The sequence below is a fragment of the Paenibacillus sp. genome (genome assembly GCF_035645195.1).
Classification (GTDB): domain Bacteria; phylum Bacillota; class Bacilli; order Paenibacillales; family YIM-B00363; genus Paenibacillus_AE.
Genome location: NZ_DASQNA010000031.1, coordinates 1 through 26,289 on the forward strand (window position 1 = coordinate 1; position 26,289 = coordinate 26,289).

Annotated in this window: 26 protein-coding genes, 1 tRNA gene, 2 rRNA genes and 1 pseudogene; 21 read left to right on the forward strand and 9 right to left on the reverse strand. The window is 58.6% G+C overall.

Annotated features, from left to right (window positions below):
- The 3 genes from VE009_RS16655 to rrf all read left to right on the forward strand — a co-directional run.
- Positions 1 to 140 (forward strand): 23S ribosomal RNA (locus VE009_RS16655); the annotation flags it as partial.
- Between the two features lie 60 nt (positions 141 to 200).
- A tRNA-Thr gene (locus VE009_RS16660) sits at positions 201 to 273 on the forward strand.
- A 7-nt stretch (positions 274 to 280) separates the two neighbouring features.
- Positions 281 to 397, forward strand: a 5S ribosomal RNA gene (rrf, locus tag VE009_RS16665).
- Positions 398 to 980: 583 nt separating this feature from the next.
- Here rrf and VE009_RS16670 read toward each other — a convergent pair.
- Entirely contained in the window at positions 981 to 1,343 is a 363-nt protein-coding gene (locus VE009_RS16670; protein ID WP_325009565.1) for a group 1 truncated hemoglobin, read from the reverse strand.
- Positions 1,344 to 1,734: 391 nt separating this feature from the next.
- Here VE009_RS16670 and VE009_RS16675 point away from each other — a divergent pair, with 391 nt between their 5' ends.
- Both VE009_RS16675 and VE009_RS16680 read left to right on the forward strand, forming a co-directional pair.
- Positions 1,735 to 2,502 (forward strand): methyltransferase domain-containing protein, encoded by a 768-nt coding sequence (locus tag VE009_RS16675; RefSeq protein WP_325009567.1) that lies wholly within the window; start codon positions 1,735 to 1,737, stop codon positions 2,500 to 2,502.
- An 84-nt stretch (positions 2,503 to 2,586) separates the two neighbouring features.
- Positions 2,587 to 3,129: an HPP family protein gene (locus VE009_RS16680; protein WP_414694877.1), complete on the forward strand. Its 543-nt coding sequence runs from the start codon at positions 2,587 to 2,589 to the stop codon at positions 3,127 to 3,129.
- 25 nt (positions 3,130 to 3,154) lie between these two features.
- Here VE009_RS16680 and VE009_RS16685 read toward each other — a convergent pair whose 3' ends face one another.
- The gene (locus VE009_RS16685) at positions 3,155 to 4,126 is read right to left on the reverse strand and encodes a GntR family transcriptional regulator (protein ID WP_325009569.1); all 972 of its coding nucleotides are present in this window, start codon (positions 4,124 to 4,126) and stop codon (positions 3,155 to 3,157) included.
- A 364-nt stretch (positions 4,127 to 4,490) separates the two neighbouring features.
- On the opposite strand from VE009_RS16685, the gene VE009_RS16690 reads away from it, so the two are divergent.
- The gene (locus VE009_RS16690) at positions 4,491 to 4,853 is read left to right on the forward strand and encodes a hypothetical protein (RefSeq protein WP_325009571.1); all 363 of its coding nucleotides are present in this window, start codon (positions 4,491 to 4,493) and stop codon (positions 4,851 to 4,853) included.
- A gap of 69 nt (positions 4,854 to 4,922) precedes the next feature.
- On the opposite strand, the gene VE009_RS16695 is transcribed toward VE009_RS16690, so the two are convergent.
- From VE009_RS16695 to VE009_RS16705, 3 genes are all read right to left on the reverse strand, one after another.
- Positions 4,923 to 5,810: a pyridoxamine 5'-phosphate oxidase family protein gene (locus tag VE009_RS16695; RefSeq protein ID WP_325009573.1), complete on the reverse strand. Its 888-nt coding sequence runs from the start codon at positions 5,808 to 5,810 to the stop codon at positions 4,923 to 4,925.
- 10 nt (positions 5,811 to 5,820) lie between these two features.
- On the reverse strand, positions 5,821 to 6,270 hold the full coding sequence (locus VE009_RS16700; protein ID WP_325009575.1) for a VOC family protein: 450 nt from the start codon (positions 6,268 to 6,270) through the stop codon (positions 5,821 to 5,823).
- A gap of 286 nt (positions 6,271 to 6,556) precedes the next feature.
- Positions 6,557 to 7,243 (reverse strand): antibiotic biosynthesis monooxygenase, encoded by a 687-nt coding sequence (locus VE009_RS16705; RefSeq protein WP_325009577.1) that lies wholly within the window; start codon positions 7,241 to 7,243, stop codon positions 6,557 to 6,559.
- Positions 7,244 to 7,401: 158 nt separating this feature from the next.
- On the opposite strand from VE009_RS16705, the gene VE009_RS16710 reads away from it, so the two are divergent.
- Positions 7,402 to 7,983, forward strand: coding sequence for a TetR/AcrR family transcriptional regulator (locus VE009_RS16710; protein ID WP_325009579.1), 582 nt, complete (start codon positions 7,402 to 7,404; stop codon positions 7,981 to 7,983).
- A 4-nt stretch (positions 7,984 to 7,987) separates the two neighbouring features.
- Here VE009_RS16710 and VE009_RS16715 read toward each other — a convergent pair whose 3' ends face one another.
- Positions 7,988 to 10,315, reverse strand: coding sequence for a helix-turn-helix domain-containing protein (locus tag VE009_RS16715; RefSeq protein WP_325009581.1), 2,328 nt, complete (start codon positions 10,313 to 10,315; stop codon positions 7,988 to 7,990).
- A gap of 130 nt (positions 10,316 to 10,445) precedes the next feature.
- Between VE009_RS16715 and VE009_RS16720 the strand changes: the two genes are divergently transcribed.
- The 7 genes and pseudogenes from VE009_RS16720 to VE009_RS16750 all read left to right on the forward strand — a co-directional run bounded on the left by VE009_RS16720 (position 10,446) and on the right by VE009_RS16750 (position 18,572).
- Entirely contained in the window at positions 10,446 to 11,981 is a 1,536-nt protein-coding gene (locus VE009_RS16720; RefSeq protein ID WP_325009583.1) for an extracellular solute-binding protein, read from the forward strand.
- A 190-nt stretch (positions 11,982 to 12,171) separates the two neighbouring features.
- Positions 12,172 to 13,743 (forward strand): extracellular solute-binding protein, encoded by a 1,572-nt coding sequence (locus VE009_RS16725; RefSeq protein WP_325009585.1) that lies wholly within the window; start codon positions 12,172 to 12,174, stop codon positions 13,741 to 13,743.
- A gap of 81 nt (positions 13,744 to 13,824) precedes the next feature.
- Positions 13,825 to 14,775 (forward strand): sugar ABC transporter permease, encoded by a 951-nt coding sequence (locus tag VE009_RS16730; RefSeq protein ID WP_325009586.1) that lies wholly within the window; start codon positions 13,825 to 13,827, stop codon positions 14,773 to 14,775.
- Positions 14,776 to 14,802: 27 nt separating this feature from the next.
- On the forward strand, positions 14,803 to 15,678 hold the full coding sequence (locus tag VE009_RS16735) for a carbohydrate ABC transporter permease (protein ID WP_325009588.1): 876 nt from the start codon (positions 14,803 to 14,805) through the stop codon (positions 15,676 to 15,678).
- Between the two features lie 66 nt (positions 15,679 to 15,744).
- The gene (locus VE009_RS16740; protein ID WP_325009590.1) at positions 15,745 to 16,545 is read left to right on the forward strand and encodes a response regulator transcription factor; all 801 of its coding nucleotides are present in this window, start codon (positions 15,745 to 15,747) and stop codon (positions 16,543 to 16,545) included.
- 272 nt (positions 16,546 to 16,817) lie between these two features.
- A pseudogene (locus VE009_RS16745) lies at positions 16,818 to 17,330 on the forward strand (LamG domain-containing protein); the annotation flags it as partial.
- A gap of 168 nt (positions 17,331 to 17,498) precedes the next feature.
- Positions 17,499 to 18,572: a pectate lyase family protein gene (locus VE009_RS16750; RefSeq protein ID WP_414694885.1), complete on the forward strand. Its 1,074-nt coding sequence runs from the start codon at positions 17,499 to 17,501 to the stop codon at positions 18,570 to 18,572.
- Between the two features lie 98 nt (positions 18,573 to 18,670).
- Here VE009_RS16750 and VE009_RS16755 read toward each other — a convergent pair whose 3' ends face one another.
- Positions 18,671 to 19,558 (reverse strand): alpha/beta hydrolase, encoded by an 888-nt coding sequence (locus tag VE009_RS16755; RefSeq protein ID WP_325009592.1) that lies wholly within the window; start codon positions 19,556 to 19,558, stop codon positions 18,671 to 18,673.
- A 148-nt stretch (positions 19,559 to 19,706) separates the two neighbouring features.
- Here VE009_RS16755 and VE009_RS16760 point away from each other — a divergent pair, with 148 nt between their 5' ends.
- The 4 genes from VE009_RS16760 to VE009_RS16775 all read left to right on the forward strand — a co-directional run bounded on the left by VE009_RS16760 (position 19,707) and on the right by VE009_RS16775 (position 22,915).
- On the forward strand, positions 19,707 to 20,285 hold the full coding sequence (locus VE009_RS16760) for a TetR/AcrR family transcriptional regulator (RefSeq protein WP_325009593.1): 579 nt from the start codon (positions 19,707 to 19,709) through the stop codon (positions 20,283 to 20,285).
- 110 nt (positions 20,286 to 20,395) lie between these two features.
- Positions 20,396 to 20,920 (forward strand): DUF3231 family protein, encoded by a 525-nt coding sequence (locus VE009_RS16765; protein ID WP_325009806.1) that lies wholly within the window; start codon positions 20,396 to 20,398, stop codon positions 20,918 to 20,920.
- 231 nt (positions 20,921 to 21,151) lie between these two features.
- Positions 21,152 to 21,826: a helix-turn-helix domain-containing protein gene (locus VE009_RS16770; protein WP_325009595.1), complete on the forward strand. Its 675-nt coding sequence runs from the start codon at positions 21,152 to 21,154 to the stop codon at positions 21,824 to 21,826.
- Positions 21,827 to 21,841: 15 nt separating this feature from the next.
- Positions 21,842 to 22,915, forward strand: a complete 1,074-nt coding sequence (locus VE009_RS16775; RefSeq protein WP_325009597.1) for an alpha/beta hydrolase — start codon at positions 21,842 to 21,844, stop codon at positions 22,913 to 22,915.
- 17 nt (positions 22,916 to 22,932) lie between these two features.
- Here the strand turns inward: VE009_RS16775 and VE009_RS16780 are convergent, their stop codons facing one another.
- The gene (locus tag VE009_RS16780; RefSeq protein WP_325009599.1) at positions 22,933 to 23,124 is read right to left on the reverse strand and encodes a hypothetical protein; all 192 of its coding nucleotides are present in this window, start codon (positions 23,122 to 23,124) and stop codon (positions 22,933 to 22,935) included.
- A gap of 101 nt (positions 23,125 to 23,225) precedes the next feature.
- Between VE009_RS16780 and VE009_RS16785 the strand changes: the two genes are divergently transcribed.
- Complete coding sequence (locus VE009_RS16785) at positions 23,226 to 23,501, forward strand: hypothetical protein (protein ID WP_325009601.1); 276 nt, start codon at positions 23,226 to 23,228, stop codon at positions 23,499 to 23,501.
- 254 nt (positions 23,502 to 23,755) lie between these two features.
- Positions 23,756 to 24,718: a D-2-hydroxyacid dehydrogenase family protein gene (locus VE009_RS16790; protein WP_325009603.1), complete on the forward strand. Its 963-nt coding sequence runs from the start codon at positions 23,756 to 23,758 to the stop codon at positions 24,716 to 24,718.
- Position 24,719: 1 nt separating this feature from the next.
- Here the strand turns inward: VE009_RS16790 and VE009_RS16795 are convergent, their stop codons facing one another.
- Positions 24,720 to 25,844: a rhamnogalacturonan acetylesterase gene (locus tag VE009_RS16795; RefSeq protein ID WP_325009605.1), complete on the reverse strand. Its 1,125-nt coding sequence runs from the start codon at positions 25,842 to 25,844 to the stop codon at positions 24,720 to 24,722.
- Between the two features lie 220 nt (positions 25,845 to 26,064).
- On the opposite strand from VE009_RS16795, the gene VE009_RS16800 reads away from it, so the two are divergent.
- Positions 26,065 to 26,259, forward strand: coding sequence for a hypothetical protein (locus VE009_RS16800; protein ID WP_325009607.1), 195 nt, complete (start codon positions 26,065 to 26,067; stop codon positions 26,257 to 26,259).
- Positions 26,260 to 26,289: the final 30 nt, after the last annotated feature.

Below are 26,289 nucleotides of genomic sequence, written 5' to 3' on the forward strand. Positions count from 1 at the left end.
GCATCTAAGCGTGAAGCCCCCCTCAAGATGAGATTTCCCTGCTTGAAGACCCCATGTAGACGACATGGTTGATAGGTTCGAGGTGGAAGCGCAGCAATGCGTGGAGCTGACGAATACTAATCGGTCGAGGACTTATCCAAATGATGTTCGTTCGATTTCGCATCCAGTTTTCAGGGAGCAACCACTCTCTGCAACAACATGCTGATGTAGCTCAGCTGGTAGAGCAACGCATTCGTAATGCGTAGGTCGGGGGTTCGAATCCCTTCATCAGCATTTCAGGTTTGGTGGTAATGGCGGAAGGGAACCACGCGTACCCATCCCGAACACGAACGTTAAGCCTTCCAGCGCCGATGGTACTTGGACCGCAGGGTCCCGGGAGAGTAGGACGCCGCCAAGCCGACAATAAAGCCTCGATCGATACAATCGATCGGGGCTTTTTTCTATTCCAACGACGATGCGTCCGGAAGGGACATGCTCCTTGCCGGGCGATTTTTTTGTCTCGCTCCTCCGGTCATCGTATCCGGTACCTCCGTTTTCCGCCGGTTCCGTTCTCTCCCAGCATTGGCCGGAGGACCGCTAACCGCGGACGCGCACCTCGTGAGAGAGGCCGGATTCATATCTTCCGGATCGGGGAATACGCATAGTTGAGGCTCGAGCGCGGCCCGATCAGCGAGGAACTGCGCCGCGACTATGAAGTCATCGCCGGCCCGAGTTGCCGACGCGCAAGCGGCGATCATAATAACTGTGCCGGGCGAAGCGGTGGGTCAACCGGATGACGGACAAACCGATGCCAGGGCCCATTCCGGTCTGCTTCTCGGCCTCCAAGCCGCGGACTATTCCCGGAACGGGGGTCGGTAAGCTTAGGCAGTTAAGTGGGATGGCGGCGTGCGTTGGGCATGTACCTTCCAGCGAGCGTAGATTACCGCAAAGAAAACCGCCCCATGATTGGGGCGTAAAAGGTGCGATCGAAGGCGTGTCGGTTATTTCCCGAGAATGTGCGGCTTCAACGGCGTCAACGCCGACGCGATCGTGTCGATGTCTTCGCTGCCGACGCCTGCTTCCTGCAAGGAAGCGACCAACAGCTCAACGACCGCATCCCAATGCTCCTGCTGCAAGTTCAATCCCGCATGCGCCGTCTCCATCGACCGTCCGGTGTACTGCGGACCGCCGAGCGCGTAGGAGATGAACGCGGTTTGATGCTTCCGGAGGTTGTCCATGTTCGTGCCGGCAAAAAATGAACGAATGCGTTCGTCGGCGAGCACCTTTTCGTAAAAAATGTCCACGACGGCCGAAACCGCCTGCGCGCCGCCCAACTTTTCATAAAGCGTAACTTGGGTCACCATGAACCCCCCTTTCGTTTCGCGGTAAGATGAAAGATGAATATGAACACAGTCCTTATATTACCAGCCCAATGCTTAAAATGAAAGGAGAAATATGGGTTTTCAAATAAATAAATTGAAAATTCCGTTAATAGTTCATATAATTCAAAAAACGATTCGATGACGAAGAGAGTAGCGGCGCAAGGCGGCGCAGCGAGTCGGGGACGGTGAGAGCCCGATGCGGCCGGCGAACGTGAAACGCACTTCCGAGAAGTGTGCCCGAAACGAAAGTAGGGTGGATCGGGGTTCCGCCCCGTTATCAACGCAGCGGGCCGACGTGCGGCCGAACAAGAGTGGTACCGCGGGCTGACCCCGTCTCTTCGAGGCGGGATTTTATTTTCAGGGAGGTATTCGTATGGCGCAGGAGTTGTTTTTGGATCCGCCGATGCCGGACGTCATCGAGCAATGGAGGCATTATTTGCAGCAGCTGGACTTGAAACCGGGCGATACGGTGTTGGATGTCGGGTGCAATACGGGGGATGCCGAATTTTTCCTATCGAACCTGTATCCTTACATTGGCCGAGCGGTCGGCATTGATGCCGGCGAAGCCCGGATTCGGTCGGCTAACGAACGATGGGCGGCGAGGGGAAGGCCTGAGAAGATCGAGTTTATGCATGGGGACGGCACCCGGCTGCCATTCGCCGACGGGACGTTCGACAAAGCGATCTGCGCGGAGACGCTGGAATGGATCGAGGAGCCCGTACGAGCGCTGATGGAAATCGAGCGGGTGTTAAAGTCCGGAGGCGTCGCCATCATCCAGCATACGGATTGGGACGGCACGCTGTTCGCTTCGTCCGACCTCCCCCGTACGCGGCGCATCGTGCAAGCGTTCTGCGATTCGGGCCCCGACGGCACGATCGGAAGAAAGCTGCCCGCGCTCTGCAGGGAGGCGGGCTTCGCGGTCGTGACGCCGGGCGCGTACATGCTGACCAACGACGCGTTCGACCCGGCGAAGTATTCGTACAAATTGGCGAGAATGATCACGGATTGGCTCGCTTCGAAACGGGCCGTGCCGAAGGAAGAGCTCGACGCATGGTTCGCCGACCTTGAGGCGATGCATGCGGGGGGACGCTACTTTTTCGCGGTCGCTCGGCTGTATGCGGTTTGCGTTAAAAAAACATAGCAGTTCAAAGTACACGGGGAACGAGGGCATCCAAAGGTTGACATTAGGCGCAAAACGACCTAATATATAAATACATATTCAACTATGTGTTTGTATAAGGGGTTGGTGGAGTTGAATGCATCTCGGTATTTGAAAAAGATGACCGGGAACGGCCGCAGTCCGCTGAAGGCTTTGCCCAAAAACGCGTTTTACGGCTTTGTCGGCGGATTCGTCGCCATCGGGCTGCTGGCTTGGCTGACGGCGTCGACGGGTACCCCGTGGCTGATGGCCCCGTTCGGCGCGAGTTGCGTGCTCGCGTTCGGGGTATGGGACGCTCCCTTATCTCAGCCGCGGAACATCGTCGGAGGCCACCTGGTTTCGACGTTCGTGGGTCTGCTGTTTTCCCATCTGTTCGGGGACGGCGTCTGGGTCATCGCCGCGGCGGTAGGTACAGCGATCTCCGCCATGATCTTGACGCGAACGACGCATCCCCCGGCGGGAGCCGACCCGATCGTCGTCATTTTGGAAAGCGCCGCCTGGTCGTTCTTGGTATTTCCGGTACTTGTCGGGGCATGCATCATCGCCGCGCTGGCGGTACTGATCAACAACGCGGACAAAAACCGGAAGTACCCGACCTTTTGGTATTAAAAAAGTCATCCCGCGAGGGATGACTTTATTTGTACCCGTTGGCATGGCTGTATTCAATCAGCAGCTTCTCGCTGCTCTTTTCCAGCGTCAGCGGGAAATGGACGACTTTCTCGGGCGCGATCCGTTTCAACTCATCGAATACGGCCGTGGAGGCGAAAAGTTTGTCTGCGGACCGGATAACCTCCTGCAGCGTTTCCATATCGTTCGTGCCGGCCGGGACCGCTTCGATATGTCCGATGCCTGCGTCCATTGCGCGCCGCGCCATCCATTGCCCGCCCTTTTGGCCGAGGCAGACGAAACCGACTTTCGTCCCGGGGGACAGCTTCGCGATTTCGAGCAGAAGGGAGAAGTCGACCGTCGCGCCGATCGTAATGACGCTCTTTTTCGCGCCGACCATCTGTTTCACTTCATCGTCGTGGTTCAATGTTGTAACGACTGCGTCGACGCCGTTCAGAAGCTCGTCAAGCTTCACCTTGTTCGCGTGAATGTCCTCCAAGAACGCTGAGGACACTTGAGCGCCCGTATGCTTCTCGATCTCGTGCCGGTAGAAAATATGGTCGTGCTCTCTGCACTCCAAGAACAACAGCTTTGCTTTTGCGGCGCCCTTCCGACCGAATAACTGCACGTACGCAATCCCCGCCATCATCAATTGCTCCAGATCGAAGTGATGCTCCTCGGCTTCCTGGACGACCTTTCCCATAATGGCCGCCATCGGCTTCCGTTTGCTTATGAGTTCCTCGATCTTCGCATTGTTCAAAACCTGCGTCCCGCGCCCCTTTTGCATACTGACGATGCCTTCGTCGCGCAGCTGCGTGTAGACGAGGTTGACCGTGTTGCGGTTGACGTTCAGCGTGTCGGCAAGCTGCTGGGCGGGCGGGAGCATGTCCCCGGGTTTGATTTTCCCGATACCGATCAACCATTTGATTTGCTCTTTGAGCTGTGTATTTATCGAAAATGTGAGGAGAGGATCCGCTTTCAGAAACAACTCTTTGTCCATGAACTTCCATCCCCTAGTAAAAATTCTAAAGCTATACGCTTATTATACCTATATTTCCGTGAAATCAAAACTCTAAAGAACTATTTCTTTCTGGTATGTTTGCACAGTTTCGCCTCGGATGCCTCCGCTTTTAATCGCCGGGACGGAAGGGATGTACACTCCATATGTACAATAAAGTAGGCATTGACATAATGTCCGCCCAGATATAATATATAAATAAAGAACTAGACAAATATGTAAATAAAGTTGGGGTAGGGGGTGCGGGAGTATGGCGTTGAAGGCATTGACGACGTAACGTTCGATCGGCAAATCACTCATGAATACAGTTAGGACCTACATATTCCCTTGGAGGGTGAACAAAACAATGGCAAACAAATATCTCATTATCATTCAAGCAGGACAGCAAGACGCAGGTCGAGCGGTGCACGGGTTGTTGTACGGGCAAGAACTGCACGAAGCGGGTTACGAAGTAGATGTACTGTTTGATGGCGCGGGCACCGCATGGGTGAAGGAATTCGAAACGCCGGAGCATCCGTTCCACCCGGTGTTCAAGCAAACAATGAAGCTCGGCATCCTCAAAGGCGGCTGCCAAGCTTGCTCCGGCTTCTTCGAAGTAGCGGACGAAGTGCAAAACGCGGGACTGCCGCTCGTCGGCGCGGAAGGTTCCGGCGGACACATCCCGTTCGCGCAGTATATCAAGGACGGGTACTTCCCGATCATCCTGTAACCGCGTGAACGATCATACAATGCAGCCGCCCGGCTTGGGCGGCTGTTTGCGTATCGCTGATTTGCTGTTTTATTTCGGATTGAACGGCGAGGCGCTAAGGAAGCTCCAAGGGGCGGGGGTTAACGCAATGCGTTCAACGGCTCGTCTCGGGCGGAAGACGACGACTCGCTCCGCGCCCGGGAATTCGGCCGCCGACGCCGGATTCCAGTCGATGGCCGCGTCCCCGGTCAACTGCAGGGTGCCGCCCGTTTCGAAATCGATGAAAATTAAGCCGCACCGGGGGTTGGAATAAATGTTCCCCAACGTATTGAACATAGAGTTGCCGAAGTAATCGGGAAACCGCAGTTCGCCGCCTGCGAGGCGCACGAAGCCGGGCGTCCCCCCGCGATGCGAGGCGTCGGTTTTGCCGTCCGCGGCGGACGTCGCGATAAAGAAGGTGTCCGCTTGCCGGATCCACCGCTCTTGGGAGGCGGTCAATTCATCCCGCGCGACGGTTTCGAACAGCGCCGCTTCCCTCGCCGGCTGCTCCCTAGCCTGGATGTACTTCGGGCAGTTGGAATACACCTGCTCGAGCAGCACCGTTATGCCGCCGTCCGGCCGCAGAGCGGCTTGGCCGTTCATCCGCATGCGCCGCCGCTTGACGAGTTCGATGGCGAGCAGCCCGATTTCCGGGTTGCCTTGGATGTTGCTGTACGCCGCGTCGTCTCGCTCGAAAGGATGCAGTTCGACGGTAACGGGGTCCGCGACGCGGATAAACCCGGCCGGACCGGTTAACATCGATGCCCACACGTCCCCCGCGCCGTCCGTCGTACCGGCGACGATCATCGTTTGCTGCCGCAGGAAGTCGGCCGCGACCTGCGGAATTTCGCTGCGCACGGATTTCCCGTTCTGCTCCGCGACTTTGGAGACGCCGGCCATACGTTGCACCGTCAACTCGCCAAGATGGTATACGCTCATATCGTCCACCTTAGAAAAAGCCGCACGAAGGACCGCCGCCTTCGACCGCATGGCCGCGTTCGGCGGCGCCGGTCGGCGAGAAAATTTCCAACCGGATGCCGTCGGGATCTTCGAAATAAATGCCGCCCGACGGGCTGCCCTCTCGGTGCGTTACGATGCCGCCATACAGAAATTTCGCCCCGAGCCCGTTCAGCTTCCGCTCGAACGCTTCCACTTCGTCGATGCTCGAAGCTTGGATCGCCAAATGGTGCAGGCCGGGAGACGCCGGTTGGAACGCGCCTTCGCTTTGCTCCCAAAGCGTCAGCACCACGCCGCGCTCGTTGCCCAAGAAGGCGAACTTCCGGTTATCTTCCGTCGATCGGCCGCGGACCTCGAGACCGAACACATCTGCATAGAACGCCACGGACCTTTCCAAATTCGAAACATTAAGCGCGACATGACCGATTTGAAACGTTGACATGATCATCACCTAAAGAAAACAAATAAATAACTAGTGAAATAGTAATATATATTTATGGTGATGTCAAATGGTACCTGCTTATTGATATCCACCAGGCCGAGTTTGGCGATGATATTCCAAAATAGCGTGCCGAAGTAGAGCGCGTCTCCTTGGCGGACGACGGAGCTGATTGCATAAACGCGACCTCAAGGATCGTGGAGTGACTGTTTGAACTCGCCGTCGGGACCGAGCTGCACGCATAGCCGTACCGCAGCATGGTGAAAGGGACTCGTTTGGTGCCGCCGACTTAGACATCTCCGGTCTCATCGCCCGGCGCCGCGAACGACTCGAGGCTGCCGGGGCGTTCCGGATCGAGGTGAACGATGACCCCGTCCTTCGTGCCCGCATACAGGTAGCCGTCGTAGAACGCGTTGTCTTCCGGAGCGCGGGGTCCTTCCGTCAGCAGCTCGGCATTCGCGAGCAAGGCGTTCGGCCGTAAAGCGGGGTGATCCGCTTCGGGCGGCTCCGGCTTCCAACCAACGGCATCGATCGGCGACGGGGTGATCGCCTTGACGGCCATCATTGCGGCCATCAGCCCGAGTATAATAACTGGCGATTTCGAACGAACCCGGCTGAATGCGCCCGACTCGCCCAACCGAAGAGACTGGGTCGAAGCCCGGCCCTCGTCCATCAGCGCCGCGGCTTCTTCCCAAGTCGGTGCCGACGGCGGCGACTCGAGCCCCAACTGCTTCACGTCGCCGATGAGGCGCTTCCACCGTCGAAACAGCTTGCGGTGATTCGGGCTCCGTCGAAAGGCAAGCATCGCCTGCTTCGACTCCCATATTTCCATGCACCAGAACGAATCGGATTCTGTCCGCGTCGCCACGGAGCGCAAACCGGGAGCGCCGTGCAGCCGGAGTATCGCCGCGGCGGCGCGCAAGAACAGCAGCTGCATCCAGGACGTCCTGCGAATTTTCGTCACGTATACATACATCGACAATCTCCTCCAAACCAGAAACAAGTTATTGAACACTATGTTCGATAACGACTATAATGTCTGATAAAGAAAAGCACAACGAGCAAGAGCGGCGCCGATGTTCGTTTCCGAACAAAGGGGTCGAAATCGTTCAGGAACAAGAAGGGAGACGACAATTGAAAAAAGAAGATCGCCGCGTCCAACGGACGCGGCTCGCGCTGCAAGAGGCTTTCATCGACCTAATGATCGAGAAGGGGTACGAGGCGGTCACCGTGCAGGATATTATCGACCGGGCTAACATCGGGAGGTCGACGTTTTACGCCCATTACGAGGGGAAGGAGCAGCTGCTGCTCGCGAACATGGAGCGGCTGCATGCATTTTTGCAGGAGCAAATCGCGCAGCGCCGCACGTCCTCCCCGGAGGAAGGCGGCGTCCGGTTCGGGTTCAGCTTCGCGATGCTGCAACATGTGCAGGGGCACAAGAGCTTGTACCGCGCGATCGTCGGCAAGCCGGACGGCGCCGTCGTCATTCATCGGATGCGGGAGATGCTGCTGCGGATGGTCGAGGAGGAGATCGGGAAACGCGCGGACCAGCTCGGAACGGCGGGATTGCCGTCCGAGCTGGCCGCGGAGTTCGTACTGACGACGTTTTTCACCGTCTTGTCGTGGTGGATGGAGCGAGGGACGCCGTGCTCGGCGGAGGCGTGCGACCGGTTGTTCCACCGTCTCGCGTTCGGCGGTCTTCTCGCTCGGGAGTAACCGTCTATGCGCTGCCGGCGCCGTACTTGTTCCGGTACTGTCCCGGCGTCATACCTTCCACTTTGCGGAACGAACGAATGAAGTTTTGCGGGTTGTTGTATCTTAAACGCGCCGCGATGTCCTTGACGGACATGTCGGTTTCCGCGAGCCACCGTTTCGCCATCTGGAACCGATACGTCGTCAAATATTCGCTGAACGAGCAGTTCGTCTCTTTGCGGAATACGCCGCTCAAATAGTTCGCGTTGTAATGGAGCCGCTTGGCGCATTCCTCCAGCGTCAAGTCGGTGTCGTAGTGCCGCTGAATGAGATCGATCACTTTCTCGGACACGTTCTGGTATTGCGCGTTCTGACGATCCCGGAAGATGCGGATCATCGGCTCGACGAGCTTGCGCCAAAACCACGCTTCGATGTCGTGCGCGATTTGGAGCTCGAACAGCTCCTCATAGAGCGATTCGTTCGATTGCTGCATGTGGCTCAACCCGATTCCGGACTCTTGAGCGGCGATAACGAGATTGTTCAGCAGGCGGGCGAGCGGAATTTGATAATCCTGCGGCGGCAGTTCCGCGGCGAGGATCGTCTGCAGCAGCTGGCCGAGCAGCTCCCGAGAGCGTCCTTCGTCGGCCAGCTTCACGGCGTCCAGCAGCTCGCGCTCCGTTTGGTTTGGATAGTTGAGCAGCAGGACGGGTTTGCCCGAGTTTACGTTCTCGTACTGGATGATAATGCCTTCTCCGAGCTTGATGCGATGCTTCAACGCCTCGAGCCCTTCGCGGAAGGCGACCGACAGATGCTCCGGCTCGTGGAACGGCAGCGAAATGCCGATGCTGACCTGCAGCCCCAAATAATGGCGCACGCTGTTCTGCAGCCGCTCCGTCAGGGCGTACACCGTCTCGGTGAACCGCTTGCCGTCCGACTCGCTGCCGCCTACGAGCGTCGCGACCGTCTGATCGACCGTCACCGGCATAAGCCGGCCGTCGGGGGCGATCAGCTCCTCGACCATGTTGCGGACGGCGAACAGCAGCAGGTCGAGGTCGCCGCGGCCGAAGCGGGACGGGTCGAGCGCGTCGATCTGGAGCGTCACGACCGCCATCGACCGCCACGCGCGAAGCTGGGGGCCGTAGCCGTATTGCTCGAGCATCACCGCGACGTCGCTCGGCTTCATCTCGCCTTGGTACGCCCGAGTGAGCGCGAACGCGCGCACCTGCTGCAGATGACGGTTCACCTCCTGCTCCAGCTTCGTGTTGGACTGGAAGAGGCGCTGCATCTGCTCGCCGATCATCTGGAATTCATTCGCCGGCTTTGGGTCCGAAGCGGACAAGGATAGTCGAATTTGCCCGAGCAGCGCCTGAATCGGCGAGTACATGCGGCGCGAACCGACCCATGCGAGCAGGGCGGAGAGCAGCAGCATGAGCATGCATACATACAGGGTATACATGCCGATTTTGCGCGATTCTCTCGTCAGGCTGTCCACCGAGACGGCGGATACGTACGCCCAGCCGTTGGCGCCGGACCGGTATACGCTGACGGAATGCCGCTCGCCGCCGATCGCGGCCGTGAACGGCACCGCAGCGTCCGCGTCCGCCAAAGAATCGACCGCGGCGAAGCCCGTTTCCTGAACCGGAAGGCCGATAAGCGTATCGTCCGGATGAAGGAGGATGCGGTGCGAGTCGTCCAGGATCATCGTCTCGGCGAACTCCTCCTGCTCGTATTGCAGAAAGTCGTTCAGCGCGCACGTCGGAATGTTCGCGATCGCGAGGGCGTATTTGTCCAATCCGGCGGCGGGCAGCTTCTTGACGAGCGACATCGTGTACGGACATCCGACGTAGCCGGCGCTTTCTTCGCTGTAAAACCACTCCGTCGGATTCAGCATCCACCGCGAATCTTCGTCCGACTGGAGCAGGGCGGCCAGTTCGCCGCGGAAAGGGTATTCGTCGAACCGGTACAAACCGGAATTTTTGACCATCCAATTTTGCTGAACGTTGATTAGAATGACGTCCTCGACGCGCGTATCGAACGATTGCATGTGTCTGAGTTCCGTGGTAAGGTCGTTGTACGTTGCGAAATCGCTTACAGATAATGGCGAATGCATCGCTTTTCGCATGACCGAGGAGTTAATCACCTGATTCAACGTGTGGTTGACAGTCGTTAAAATTTGTTCTACATTGGCGCTGGTTTGCATAAGCAATTGCATCTTGCCGTTGTTCACGCGGGCTTCGATTTCGTTGGCGGAAGTAATGTAAGCGAATACACCGATGAAAATGACGGGCAGCGTGCTGAGCAAGACACCGAAGATGGTCAGCTTGTATAAGAAACTCAAGGAACGCAATCGCAGCATCGTCTCGCACCTCTCAGCATAGATAGTTTCATCATATCCGTCCTCGCTCGCGCGGGAAATAATCATCTCATCATGCGATAATCCGCATATCAGATACGCGGAAAATCATGCTGTATCTAGGGGGAACATCATGGTAGCACACTCGGATCGCAATGAGCAATCGAAGCGTCGACCGGCGCATGCCTTCGCGGCGGCGTCGTCGTCGGTTATGCTGGCGCTGCCGCTGCTGAACGCGTGCGGCGTCGCCGGCGAGCCGGCGGCGGGCGGAACGCAGGCGGCGCCGACGGTGACGATCATGGCGCCGCTTCACTTCCCGCATCCGCCGCACGAGGACGTCGTGCGCGAAATCGAGCGGCTGACGGAAGTCGAACTGGATATCGAGTGGGTGCCGAACGAAATTTATACGGACAAAATGAATACGGCGCTGACGACCAATTCCCTGAAAAAGGTGACGTTCGTGAAAAGCACGGACTACATTTATATGAAGCCGTCGATCCGGATGGGCGCGTTTTGGGAAATCGGACCGTATTTGCAGGAATTCCCGAATTTAAAACATTTGAACGCCGACATTCTGCAGCAAGCCGCGGTCGAAGGGAACATTTACGGGCTGTACACGGAGCGCCCCTCCTCAAGACAGGGCGTCATCCTGCGCAAAGATTGGCTCGACGCGCTGCAGCTGGAAACGCCCCGAACGATCGACGAGCTGTACGAAGTCATGCGGCGGTTCACGACGGACGACCCGGACGGCAACGGAATGGCGGACACGATCGGACTTGCGGACCGGAACGATTTGACGTACGGGGCGTTCAAGACGCTTGCTTCGTATTTCGGGGCCCCGAACCATTGGGGCGTCGAAGGCGATACGCTTGTGCCCGAATTCGAAACCCAGCCTTATATGGATGCTATGAATTTTATGAGGAAGCTGTACAAAGAAGGACTCATCAATCAAGATTTCGCCGTCACAAGCAAGCAGCGGCAGCGGGATATGCTGATTCGCGGCCAAGCGGGCGTCTACATCGGCAGCATGACCGACGTGCAGCGGCTGTCCGACGAAGCGAAGAAGGTCAACCCGAAGGCCGAGTTGACGCTGTCGAATCGAATCGAAGGACCCTACGGCATTCGGGTATGGTCGATTCCGAATTATAACGGGCTGTATTTGTTTTCGAAAAAGTCGATTCCGACGGAAGACGAGCTGCGGCGCATTCTTCGTTTTTTCGACGAGACGATGGACAGCGACGTCGCGAATCTCATGCGGTACGGCTTCGAAGGGCGGCATCATCTCGTGAAGGACGGGATGGTCGCGCTGCCCGAGGAGATGTCCTCGGCGCGGGTGGCCGAAGTGAACGCGCTCCATTCGCTTATGATCGCGGATCTCAACAATCCGAATTTGATGCGCGTGGGCGAGGGCGAGCCGCTGATGGAGTTCGCCGAGCGGCTGAGTCAAGACAACGAGAAATTTATCGTCCGGGATCCGACGGCCCGGCTGGAATCGCCGACGTACGACGAAAAGGGCGCGTCGCTGTACAAAATCATTTCGGACGCTACCTATAATTATATCTTGGGTCATATGGACGAAGCGCAGTTCCGGGAGCAAATCCGGCGGTGGAGAGAGAATGGAGGCAACGATATTATCCGCGAATACAGCGAAGCGTACTTCGCGCAATAACAATCAGGAAGCCCGCGGCGACGGCAGCCGCGGGCTTCGTCGTGTCAGGAGACCCGCTCGTAATCATCGTCTCACATTCCCGCGCCGCGGGGGTCGATCTGTGGAGATGATTGTATACGTACCGCTGCAAGCGCTTTTATGATGAGGGCGGAACCGAAACCAATCGACCATTGATGGAGGGAAAGCGACGATGAGGAAACGGAAGTCGGTCTTGACGCTGGTAAGCCTTGCGTTGGCGGCGGGCGCGGCGTTGTCCGCATGCTCTCAAGCCGGAGGAGGCGAACCGGCGCCGAGCACGGCCGGAGGCGACGGCTCGGCCGCGGGCGAGACGGCGAAGGAACGGCCGGCGCAGCCGTTGGAGGAGAAACCGGCGGAAATTACGATCATGCTGCCGCTCAACATCGCGGAGACGCCGCCGGACACGATCAAGACCGAGCTGGAGAAGCTGACGAACACGAAGCTGACGTATCAATTTTTCCCGGCGGACACGTATGAAGAAAAGCTCAGCGCCACGTTCGCGACGGGGGGGCTGCCGGAAGTTGTCTATTTGAAAAACCAGGCGACGTTCGTGCGGTTTAAAGAAGCGATCCGCGACAATCAATTTTGGGAAATCGGACCGTTCCTCGGAGAGTTCGAAAACTTGAGCAAGCTCAAAGAAGCGGTTTTGAACAACACGAAGGTGGACGGCAAGTTGTATTCGCTGTATATCGGACGCCCGCTGGCGCGCCAGGGTCTCATTTACCGGAAGGACTGGGCGGCTCGGCTCGGCTTGTCGGCGCCGCAGACGACGGAGGATCTGTTCGCGATGGCGAAGGCGTTCACGGAGAACGATCCAGACGGCAACGGGCAAAACAACACAATCGGTCTCGCGGACCGGAACGACCTGATCTACGGCGCGTTCAAGACGGTATCTTCGTACTTCGGCACCCCGAACAACTGGGGCGAGAAGGACGGCCAGCTGCTGCCGGAATTCATGTTCCCGGAATACGTGGAGACGATGGACTTCATGAAGCGGCTGCGCGATGCGGGGTACATGAACCAAGATTTCGCGGCGACGAGCAAGACGGATCAAGTCAATTTATTCCAGGCCGGAACGGCAGGCCTGTACATCGGTTCCATGCAGGACGTGAACAGCCTGTACAACAACTTGGTCAAGAACGTGCCGACGGCGGAAGTCGCGACACATAACAAAATTACGAAGCCGGGCGGCAAATACGGCATGTGGGCGATTCCGGGCTACAACAACCTCGTGCTGTTCCCGAAATCGGCGATCCAGGACGAAGCCGAGCTGAAGCGGGTGCTGGCGTTCTTCGACAAGATGATGACGCCGGACGTGGCGAACTTAATGTACTGGGGCATCGAAGGGAAGCATTACACCGTCGTAGACGGCAAGGCGAAGCCGGCCGACGACAAAGATATGGTGGAACGCGAAGTGAAGGGCTACAAGGACAGCGTAATCGGCGAGCCGGAAACGAACGGCATGTACGAGGGCTATCACGAGCTGCAGGCGCGCATCGAAGCGGAGAAGTTCATCATCGAGAACGAATCTTACGCTATCCATGATCCGACGGCGCCGCTCGACTCCGCGGCGTATACGGAAATCGGCCAAGAGCTTCAGAAAATCATAACGGACGCGACGTACCAGTACATGTACGGCGAAATCGATCAAGCCGGTTTTCAGAAGGCGATCGAGGACTGGAAAAGCCGCGGCGGCCAAAACATAATCGACGAGTTCAACGCGGCGTGGAAGGCGAACAAATAATTTCGCTAGCTTACGAAGGCGGTGGCCGCTTCCGCGTCGCGGCGGCGGCCGCGGTCGACCGACGGAAAGGATGTGGCTGACATGCAGCGAACGGCGCTGCCCGACGCCGCGGCGCGCCCGCGAGCGAACAGCGAGCTGCGCAGGCGGGTTTGGCGCAATAAGCTGTTGTATGTGATGGCGCTGCCGGGCATTTTGTATTTTCTCATCTTTAAATATATCCCGATGTACGGGCTGACGATTTCGTTCAAAGACTTCAAGCCGTATCTCGGCATCGCCGGCAGCGAATGGGTCGGACTGAAGCATTTCGAGCGCTTGTTTACCGAGCCTGACTTTCTGATGATTTTATCGAATACGCTCGTTTTATTCGGATTGAATTTGCTGTTTTATTTTCCGATTCCGATCATCCTGGCGCTTATGCTGAACGAGGTGCGGCATTCGCTGTACAAGCGAACGGTGCAGACGATGGTGTATATTCCGCACTTCATGTCGTGGGTCATCATCGTGTCGATCAGCTACGTCATGCTGACGATGGACGGCGGCATCGTCAACGAGCTCATCGTCTTTCTCGGCGGGCAAAAGATCAATTTTCTGCTGAGTCCCGATTGGTTTCGACCGATGTATTTAATGCAGATCATATGGCGGGAGGCGGGCTGGGGCACGATCATTTACTTGGCCGCCATCGCGGCGATCGACCCCGGCTTGTACGAAGCGGCCCGAATGGACGGCGCCGGGCGGTTCCGGCAAATGTGGCACATTACGCTTCCCTCGATTCGCGGTGTCATCGTCGTGCTGCTCATTTTGAAAATCGGCGACGTGCTGGAGCTCGGCTTCGAACATGTGTATTTGCTGCTGAACGCCATGAACCGCAGCGTCGGCGAAATCATCGACACGTACGTCTACACGGCCGGCTTGCAGCAAGGGCAATTCAGCTACAGCACGGCGATCGGTTTCTTCAAGTCGTTCATCGGCCTCGTGGCGGTCGTCATCGCCAATTGGCTGGCCAAGCGGATGGGCGAGGACGGCGTGTACTGAACCGCCGGCGGAGGAGGGAAGAGAATCATGGTGCAAGACAAAACATTGCCCAGCAGGCTGTTCGATATCGTAAATTACGCGATGCTGGCCGTAATCGGCATCGTCACGGTGCTTCCGTTCGTGCACGTGATCGCGGGCTCGTTCACGACGTCCGCGGAAATGGCCGTCAAGAAGTTCATTCTCATTCCGACGATTTACAGTTTGGATGCGTACAAATACATCTTCTCGACGAACAAAATTTTTATCGCCATGGCGACGTCGACCGGCGTTACGGTGCTGGGCACCGCGTTCAGCATGCTGTTGACGGCGCTGCTCGGGTACGCGCTCGCTCGCCGCGATTTGGACGGGCGCCGGATCATCATGTTTTTGGTCGTGTTCACAATGCTGTTCAACGGGGGCCTCATTCCGACGTTCCTCGTCGTCCGCGAGCTGGGGCTGATTGACACGTACGCCTCGCTCGTCGTTCCGATCGCCGTCAACGCGTTCAATTTGATTATATTGAAAAATTTCTTTCAGAACATTCCCGAGGGGCTGGAAGAATCGGCGAAAATCGACGGCTGCAACGACTTCGGCATTTTGTTTCGCGTCGTGCTGCCGCTGTCGCTGCCCGCGATCGCGACGATTTCGCTATTCTACGCGGTCACGTATTGGAACACGTATTTGAACGCGATTTTATATTTGAACGACCCCGGCAAATGGCCGATTCAGGTGCTGCTGCGCCAAATCGTCATTTTGGCGAGCGGTCTCGACAGCGATGCCTCGCTCGACAGCGAAGTGCCGCCGCCGGACCAAGCGGTGAAGATGGCGGTCATCGTCGTCGCGACGCTGCCGATTTTGCTCGTATACCCGTTCCTGCAAAAGCATTTCGCCAAGGGCGCGCTGCTCGGTTCGATCAAAGGCTAGCCGAACGGCGGGAAGCGGCGGCGGGCTTCGTTCAGGCGAACTTCTTCGAAGGAGGGATCGCGTACGATGTATACCGTCTTGGTGGTGGATCCGGAGCGAGCTCGGGAGGGTGGGGCCCCGCTCGTCGATTGGAGCGCGCATCGTGCCCGGTGCATCGGCGTGGCGGGCACCGGGCGCGATGCGCTGCATCGAATCGAGCGGGAGGCGCCGCAGATCGTCATCACCGACCTGGCGCTCCCGGACATGGACGGTTTGGAGCTCATTCGGCGGACGAAGGAGCTGCTGCCTAGCACGCAGTTCGTCGTGCTCACCGGGTATGCCGCGTTCGACGCCGCCCGCGGGGCGATGCGGTTCGGCGTTCGCCATTATTTGGTAAAGCCGTGCGGCGAAGCGGCGATCGCGCGGGCGCTTCGCGACGCGGCGGACGATATCCGATTCTGCGAACGGTGCGCGCGCTGCGGCCGGACCGAGCCGTGCGAGCCGCTCCGGCCGGAACATGCCGACGAAGGGCAAAGCGTCGGCGCGGAGCTCGTCCGGTACGTGCAGGAGCATCTTACCGACGAGTCGCTCTCGCTCACCCGGTTGTCCAAAGAAGTGTTTTTTCTCAACAGCGAATATTTAGGCCGGCTGTTCAAGCAGCAGACCGGGGAAAAGTTTTCGCAATACGTGACCAAAGCGCGGATGGCGCTCGCCGCGAAGCTGCTTGCGGAGCGCGAGGATCTGAAGGTCGCGGACGTCGCGGAGCTCGTCGGCTTCGGCGCTCATCCGCATTACTTCAGCCTGACGTTCAAAAAGACGATGGGCTGTTCCCCGACCGAGTACAAAGCGATCGCGGAACCGAGCTTCGCCGTCGGCGCTTCGGGATAGCCCTCGGCATTCGCGTCGGGGCGAATCGTTCGGATTTTTGTAGCTGCGGTTATCGGATTTTTGAATGTTCACGAAGCGGGCCGGTTTTTACAATGAGAATGCGAAAAGGGAGGTGAGCAGGGGACGTGCGCTGAGCTGACAGCAGGAAGTTGACGTAAGCGTATCAAACCATTTTAAGGAGGCCAATTGTAATGAATACGGGTTCGGTTTTCGTGCGAAGGAACGCAGCCATCCTGTTGGTCATCGCCATGCTGCTGTCGCTGCTCTCCGTCATGCCGGCTAGCGCCGCGACGCTGTTCAGCGACAATTTCTCGGACGGCGCGGCGGACGGCTGGACGCCGCAGAGCAACTACGACGACTGGTCGGTCGTCCAAGACAACGGCAATTATGTGTACTACTCGTCAAGCTTAAGCGAAGCCAGAACGTCGGCGGGAAGCGACGCCTGGACGGACTATGCGGTCGAAGCGAAAGTGAAAGTCGAAAATTTCAACGGCTCGAATCGCGCGTATGTGGCAGGCCGCTACAAAGACGGCAACAACTACTATGCGGCGTCGTTAACAGGCGGCAACAAACTGGAACTGCGCAAGAAGGTCGGCGGTTCCACGACGACGCTCGTTTCGAAGAGTTATCCGCTTGCGACGGGGACGTGGTATACGGTGAAGCTGGAAATGTCCGGCTCGTCGATTAAAATGTACGTCAACGGCGCACTCGAGCTCCAAGCGACGGACAGCAGCCTCTCCTCGGGGCGCATCGGCTTGGTCGCGCTCAAGACGGTTACGAAATACGACGACATCGTCGTATCCGACGGCAGCGCGGCGACGCCTCCTTCCGCTCCGACGGGCGTAACGGCGTCGGCGGGCGACGGAACGGTAGCGCTCCAGTGGAACGCGGTAACGGGCGCTGATTCTTACAATGTGAAGCGTTCGACGACGTCCGGCAGCGGCTACGCGACGATCGCTACCGTCGCGAGCCCGAGCTATACGGACGGTTCCGTCGCGAACGGCACGACGTACTACTACGTCGTCTCCGCGGTCAACTCCGTCGGCGAAAGCGCTGACTCGGCGCAAGCGAGCGCAACGCCGCAGGCGAGCGGCGGAGGCGGTGGTGGCGGCGGCAATACGGACGTTCCGATCGGCTTCGCGTCGCTGAACGGCGGCACGACGGGCGGCGCCGGCGGCGCGGTCGTCACGGTCAGCACGGGTACTGCTTTGCAGAACGCTATCAACAGCAAAGATCCAAACGCGCCGCTTACGATTTACGTCGAAGGCGTCATTACGCCGGCGAACTCGCCGGGACTGACGAAGATCGACATTAAAGACACGAACAACGTCTCGATTTTGGGCGCGGCTCCGTACGGCGAATTCAACGGCATCGGCATCAAAATTACCCGAGCGAAGAACGTCATTATCCGGAACCTGAAGATCCATCATGTGGATATCGGGGATAAGGACGGCATCAGCATCGAAGGTCCGGCAAGCAACATTTGGATCGATCATAACGAAATTTACAACACGCTCGATGTCGACAAGGACTACTACGACGGTTTGATCGACGCCAAAGGCACGTCCGAGTACATCACGATTTCGTACAACTATTTGCATGACAGCTGGAAAACGTCGTTGATCGGTTCCTCCGACAGCGACAACTTTGACCGGAAAGTCACGTATCATCACAACTATTGGGAAAACGTCAACTCCCGCGGCCCGTTGTTCCGTTTCGGGCAAGGGCACTTGTTCAACAACTATTACTACAATATTATCGACACGGGCATCAACTCGCGGATGGGCGCGAAGCTGCGCATCGAGCACAATGTCTTCGAGAACTCGAAAGACCCGATCGTCTCGTTGTACAGCTCGGAGCCGGGCTACTGGGATGTAGAAAACAATCTGTTCATCAACAGCACCGGCAACCAGCCGACGACGGACACGACGACGTATACTCCGCCGTACAGCTATACGCTTGATCCGGTCGAGAATACGAAATCGATCGTGTTGGCGAATGCCGGCGTCGGCAAAATTCAACCGTAACGAAAGAAGGGCGCCTTCGGGCGTCCTTCTTTTTTGCGCGGGCGGTCGGGCGTGAGCGGGTCAGGGGCGAGAGCGCAGGAACCAGCTCGCCGCCGCTCTTAATCCGCCGCGCCTAAGAACGCGGTGAGCTCCCGGCCGACCGTCTCCGGCCGTTCGACCGTCAGCACGTGCCCCGCGCCGGGCACGATCGACACGATCGCCTGCGGCAGGGCGGCGGAAATCCTCGCGGCGGCGCGCTTCGCGTCGTAGATCGACTCCTCGTCCCCGACGAGGAACAGCACCGGATGGCGAACGGCGTTCCACGCCGACGCCGGGTAGACGCGCGGAATGACGGGGAGGAGCGGCCGGCAGTGCGTGTACGCGCAGATGATCATATCCATGACGGCAGCCGGGTAGACGTAGCCGCTTGCAGCGAATATCGACCACGCCTTCCGGATGCGTTCCGGACTCGGGCGCAGCAGCGCCGGGTAAATATAGCGGAGCAGCTTCCAGAACGGCACCGGCAGGAACGTCGCGACCGGCGCGACGAGCGCGAGCCGACGGACGCGCTCCGGCCGCGCTAGAACGTAAGTGGCGCTCAGCCAGCCGCCCATCGAATGGCCGATGAAATGCGCGGACGCAAGGCCCAGCCGGTCGAGCACTTGATCGATCCAAGCGACGGCGTCCTGAGGCGTCTTGATGAGACGCTTGACGCGGCTTTTGCCGAGATCGCCGGGCGCGTCGATGCAATACGTGCGGAACGATTGCAGCGCTGCGACCGTTTCGTACCAGAGCGACGAATTGCCGGTCATGCCGTGAAACAGGACGACGGGCGGCGCGTCATGGGGACCGCTCGCGATGATATGACAGTCGCCGTATTCCGTCTCGATCTCGAACGTTTCGTACGGAACGTTCCACAACTTCATCGTCTCGTCGTAAGCGGCAAGGAACCGTTCGCGGCCTGCTTCCGTTTTGAAAATGGTCGGCTGGCGCCGCTGCTTCGTCATGAGAAACCCTCCGAATCGCCTGCCTTGGCGGGAACATTTGACGTAAGCCCGGCAGGCGGCATATCATTGTAATCAACGGATTCAATCATATGATTAAATCTCGCAAAATACAAGTAAATTTTTCCTATCGAAGGAGGGGCGATCACGAGTGGGACCGAAGGACGTCATAATTCAGACGGCGCTGGACATTATCGGGCAAGAAGGGGTCCATAAAATCACGACGCGCGAAATCGCGAAGCGGGCGAACGTGAATACGGCCGCGTTGAACTACCATTTCGGCACGAAAGACCGGTTGGTCGAGCAAGCGATGGGCGTCTTCATTCGCGAGCTGGCCGGCACGTACGCAGAGCTCGAGCGGGAGGAGCTGCCGATGGAGGAGCGGCTGCTTTCGTTCCTGCAGCAATTCGCGGCGTTCTCCGTCCGTTACCCCGGCGTGACGAAAAGTCTCGTCGACCGTATGATGTGGGCGGAAGCGGGCGACCCGGCGCTGGCCGCCGCCCAACGGAAGGGGATCGAAAGGCTGACGGGGGCGCTTGCCATCGCGACGGGCCGGACCGAGCCGGCGGAATTGCGTGCGGCCGCGCTGCAGCTCATGTCGGGCGTGCTGTATCCGGTGCTGCTTCATAAGCAGCTGCCCGATTTGTACGGCATCGATTATGCGAAAGCGGAGGAGAGAGAAGCGTACGTCGAAAGGTTGTATCGCCGATATGTCCCCGGTCGGCACTGACGTCTACGGGGCTCTCGACAGGGAAAAGAAAAAGATATAACGACGGTACATAAAAAAAGAAAAACTTGGCAACCTGATATTCAAAAAAGGAAGTGCGACAATTGAATATCGTGGAGCTGTTTTCCGACGCGATCAAACCGTTCCTGGACGCGGACAAGCCGCCGCTGAACGTCGGCGAAGTCATGAATCTCTGGTTTTATTTGGCGGCGACGGAGCAAACGATGAGAGGAGAGGAAGTGTCCTTCAACATCGTCGAGGATCCGGATCTCAAGGAGAAGCTGAAAGAGGCGATTACCGACGTCCACACGCCGATCTACAACGATTTAAAGCAATTTTTACAGGCGGAGGGCGTCCCGCTGCCGGAGATGTCTCCGAACAAGCCGGTCGGCGATTTCCGCAGCCTGCCGGAGGGCGCCAAGCTGTCCGATCAGGAAGTGGCGAGCCTGCTCAGCTTCAACATCGTACTGGGAATCACGTACGCGACGAGAGGGCTGACGGAAGCGGTTCGACCGGACGTGGCTGCCCTCTTCGGCAAATTCCAACTAAAAAAGCTGATGTACGCCTTGTCGCTGAAAGAGCTGCTGCAGCGCAAAGGCTGGCTGAAGGAACCGCCGGCCTACATGGCGAAAGCTTGAACAGGCAGCCGCTCTTTATACATGGCATCGGCCCGGCATTCGAGTCCTTCCAGGAGTTCGGATACCGGGCCGTTTTCGTCTAGTCCCGTCAATACGGCTTCGATTCCACTTGGCCGAGCGGGAAAGAGATGCTTGACGGCTAACGATTGTTAGCTTATTATTTGGGATAACGAACGTTAGCTTTCCAATTCGAGACGGTCAAAGTCGCAAGAACGGGAGAATGCGCTGGATATGGAACAACATGCCGAAAAAACGTTTTACGACATCGAGGGCCATCCCATCCGCACGCCGACGAAAATCAATTTACTCCGGGCGGCGGTCGAGCTGTTTGCTCAACGCGGCTACAGCGCGGCGTCCGTGCGCGACATCACGAAGCGCGTCGGGATTAAAGAAAGCTCGCTGTATAAACATTTTCAGAGCAAGGACGAAATGCTGGAGACGATCTTCGTCAACTTCCGCAGGGACGTCGAGGCGATCCTGCCTCCGCTCGAATCCATCGACCGCATTGTCGAAGCGATGAGCTTGCGCGATTTTTTGGAACGGGGCTGGGCGAATTACAAAGCGCACATCCACGGGGATCCGCTGCATTTGCACGTCTGGAGCATCGTGTACAGCGAGCTGTTCCGTCATCCGATGGCGAAAGACATTTACATGAACGGCATCGTCGCGCGCACGATCGATCGGCTGGCGCTCGTCTTCGCGGGCATGGCGAAGCGCGGCAAAATCGCCGCCCTCGATCCGAGGCTGCTCGCTTCGGAATATCAGTATCCGCTGTTCGCCGTCATTATGGAATACAGCGTAAGGCTGTCCGACGGGGAGAGCGTCGACGATCTCGAACGGCAGGTCGCCGAACATATCCGGTATTTTTGCGAAACGGTTCGACCGAAAGGCATTTCATTAACATAGAAGGATGTGGCGGTCATGTTGTTTTCGAGAAAGCCGGATTTCGTCATTCCCCCGGGCGGCATAAGCTCGGTGGAGACGCTAACGATCGGCGGGTGCGAGCAAACGGTATTAATTCAAGGCGTCAATCCGGCGAATCCGGTGCTGCTGTTCCTTCACGGAGGTCCGTCGATGCCGCTTCCCGGCGTATCCTCGAAGGGGCAGGATTATACCGTCGCGACGGCGACGAAGGAGCTCGTCAAGCATTTCGTCGTAGTTTTCTGGGATCAACGGGGGACGGGGCGGTCGTATTCGAAACGGATTCCGCAGGACAGTATGACCGTGGAGCAGTTCGTCCGCGACGCGAACGAATTGACGGATGCGCTCAGGCATCGGTTCGAGCAGGATAAAATCTTTCTCGTCGGCCATTCGTGGGGATCGCTGCTCGGGATGCTGCTGATCCGACGCCACCCCGAAAAATTCCACTCCTACGTCGGACTTTCTCAAATCGTGAACTGGACGGAGAACGATAAGCTCAGCTACCGTTGGGCGCTGGACGAGGCGAAACGGAGGGGAAACCGCCGGGCGCTGGCGGAGCTGGAAGCCGTCGGGCCTCCGCCGTATGTGGAAAGCTTCGAGCAGTGGGGCGTGCTGCGCAAATGGATGATGCGATTCGATGCCATGGTATACGCGGATGCGGAGACGCGCCATCCCGGTATGAAGAGCATTATGATGGACGTTCTGCGGTCGGAAACGTATTCTTTCATGGATATCGTTCATACGTTCGTTCATGGATTTAAGCTTGTATATACGAATGCCTTCATCCAATCGCTGCCTGCTATCGATTTGGAAGCGAACATACCGGCCGTGGAAGTGCCGGTTACGTTCATCCACGGGCGGAAGGATGTGCATGTTCACGGGACGCTGCTAGAGAGATATTATGAACGGTTGGAAGCGAAGCGAGGCAAACGGCTGCTGTGGGTCGAGCGCTCCTCCCATATTTTTCACCCGGACGACGCCAAACTCATTGAATCGCACTTGATTCTCGAAGCGCATCGAGCGGCGCGTCCGGCGCAGCATCGACGCGAAACCGAAGAAGCGGCCGCCAACTGAGGGCCGCTTCTTCGCGTCTACGCGCGGCGGAGAAACCGCGGCGCGATGCGCGGGTGCAGCTTCCGCAAGGCGATGACGAACAACGACGTCGTGACGACGGAAAACAACGTATGATGGAACGTATGCCATCGGTCCGTAATGTTGAGGCCGTACTCTTCCAGCTCGACGCACATTCCAGGGGCGACGGCGCAGGTCGGGAACGTCATCAAGTGCGAGACGATCTCGAACCCGGCCAGGCAGAAGACCGCCCCGGGGAACGCGATCCATCGCGCTTCGCCGGGCGTGCGGCGCCCCGATTAGGAGCGCGAGCATGCCGCCGGAAGCGAGCGGCCAAACCGATGCGGGAAAGCGGAACGAGGCGAACGCCGCGGCGAAAAACGCGGCGATGCCCCCCGCGCCGACGGCGGCTCCCGTCCACCGCAGCAGGAAGCCGCGGCCGGGCATGGAGCGGGCGAGCCCGAGCCAGCCGAAGGCGAGGAACGGCCCCGACGACAAGGCCATCAGCATGCCGTGGTCCATCGACGACAACCCGAGGAACCGCCCCGTCGTCGGCGCCGGGTTCATAGGACCGTGGGCGATCGTATGAAACGTCCAGAACAATATCCAAAGCGAGCCGCCGATGATCAAAGCGGCGGGAAAGAGTCTGCGCATCGCCATTCCTCCGTTACGTTCGCGAATATGTTTTTCATTATATAGGGGCGCTGTGCAGGAACGGCGAAGAATTTGCGATGATTCGCAGGATCCTGATCGAGCCTCCGGCTCCGATGCGTGGAAAGGCTTGGCAGTGTGATGTATGATGAAGACGACGAAGTACCTACGGATAACGGGGAGGAACGGGATATGAAACTGACCTGCGCCATTCTGGACGATTATCAAGGCGCCGCGCTGCGCATGGCGGATTGGGGCAAACTCGCGGATCGGGTCGACGTGCGGACGTACCGCGGCCATTTCGGCAGCGAAGACGAGGTTGCGGCCGCGGTATCCGATTGCGACATCGTCGTCATCATGCGCGAGCGAACGCCGTTCCGAGGCACGCTGCTGCGCCGGCTGCCGAAGCTAAAGCTGCTCGTCACCTCGGGCATGCGGAACGCGTCGGTCGACGTCGCGGCCGCGGCGGAGCTCGGGATCGCCGTTTGCGGAACGGGCAGCCGCTCCGAGCCGCCGGCTGAGCTGACGTGGGCGCTCATTCTCGGCTTGCTGCGGCACGTGCCGCAGGAGCATGCGTCCTTGCGCGGGAACGGCCCGTGGCAGTCGACCGTCGGGGGCGACGTGCACGGGAAAACGCTCGGCGTACTCGGGCTCGGGAAAATCGGAACGAAGGTCGCCGCCGTCGGCAGAGCGTTCGGCATGGACGTCGTCGCGTGGAGCCGCAATTTAACGAAGGAGAGAGCGGAGGCCGAAGGGGTCCGGCTCGCGTCATCTATGGAAGAGCTGCTGGAGGCTAGCGACGTCGTCACGATCCATCTGGTTTTAAGCGATCGGACGAGAGGGCTGCTCGGAGAAGCCGAGCTGCGCCGCATGCGGCCCGGGGCGATCCTGGTCAACACGTCCCGCGCGGCCATCGTCGACGAGCCGGCGCTGCTGCGGGCGCTGACGGACGGATGGATCGCCGGCGCGGCCTTGGACGTGTTCGAGCAAGAGCCGCTGCCGGGCGATCATCCGTTCCGCACGCTGCCGAACGTGCTGGCGCTGCCGCATCTCGGGTACGTCACCGAGGCGAATTACCGGACGTACTTCCGAGAGGCGGTCGAGGATATCGAAGCGTTCTTGGCCGGCGCGCCGATTCGGACGCTGACGCCGTAAACTACGCCGGCGTCTCCCGCAAATACATGCGCAGCGGCCAAATGCCGAGCGAGCGAATTTCTTCGGCGACCAAATCGGCGATGCGGTCGGCGCCCTGCTCGTGGAAATGGGTGTTGTCCTGAACGCCGCCAGGGAACGCTTCGTATTCGCCGGGCGCCGCCCACATGAAGATGTCCTTCGTCCCTTCCGGCCCGAGCCGTTCGAACAGCTCGCGGCTGCGCTCGGCGAGGTCGATCAGCGGCACGTTCCGCTCGGCGGCGAGCGCCCGGACGGCGTCGAGGTACGCGCCGTGCGTGTTCGTCAGCGTCCCGTCCGGCTCGAAGTACCGGCGGTGCACCGATGTGACGAGGACGGGGTGCGCCCCCTTCTCCAGCGCGGCGTCGATGTATCGCGACAAATATTCCGGGTACGTCGTTTCCGGGTCGGTATGACGCGATTCGTCCGCCTTCTGATCGTTGTGACCGAACTGGATGAACAGAAAATCGTTCGGCTTCATTTGCTGAACGATCGGGTCGAAGCGGCCTTCGTGGAGGAAGCTCTTGGAGCTGCGTCCCGATTTCGCGTAGTTCGCGACAACGACGTCATGCTTAAACCGCCGCTGCAGCATCATGCCCCACCCCGCGTACGGGAAGTTGTCCTCGCTCTCGTCCGTCACCGTCGAGTCGCCGGCGAGGAACAGTGTCAGGGCGGAAGGGACCTCCGCGATCTCCAGCGCGTTCACGCGCGGCGTCGGTCCGCCGAACGCGAGGCGCAGCGAGCCGTCCCGCACGTGGGCCGAGAACCGCTCCTCGCGGAACAGCCCTGCCGGCGAGGAAACACTCAGTGCCGGTTTATGGTTCGCTCGCACGTTCATCCGGATCGGCGCGATGTCGTCGCCGATCGTCATCGTCACATGGTATTGGCCGTTCGGCACGTCGACTCGGAACGCCGTTCCGCACGGGATGCAGAAATCGCGCCGCAGCGCTCCGCCGGTTCCCCGATCCTTCGCGGCGACGGCGCTCGCGTCCAAGAATCCGTACCCCGTCTCCGGATCGTACGCCGACCGCTCCGTCACCCGTATGTAATCCGTCGACGCGTCTTCGCCGCCGGCATGCGGTCCGAAATCGAATTTCCATTTTGCTGCCACGACTCATCCCCCTGATCGTTTCCTTTTTCAACCATTCCATTATAAATCCGAAGCGTCCCGAGGGGAATGCAAAATTCCGACTTGTACGCTCGCAATTTTCCCGTGCCGTCTTCCCGCGCCGCTTCCCGCGCCAACCGTTCCGCCTGCCGCGGCGACTGCATAATGCGGACGTTATCGAGCAACCTATAGCGGTAAAAAACGACAAACGGAGTGAGGCGCAATGAAGCATCAATTGGTAAAGCTCGTGCAAGAGCGGACAGGCATGTCGGAAATAGTTGCGGACGAGGCGGTCGAAACGATCGTCGGCTATTTTCGCACGCGGCTGCCGGCCGAAATCGCCGACCAGATCGACAACTTGGCGCAGGGCCAAGATCCGGACAATCTGCGCGCGGTGGACGAAGATTCGGTAATGTAAAGGGATGGCAACGCCTGCCGACCGGCTTCC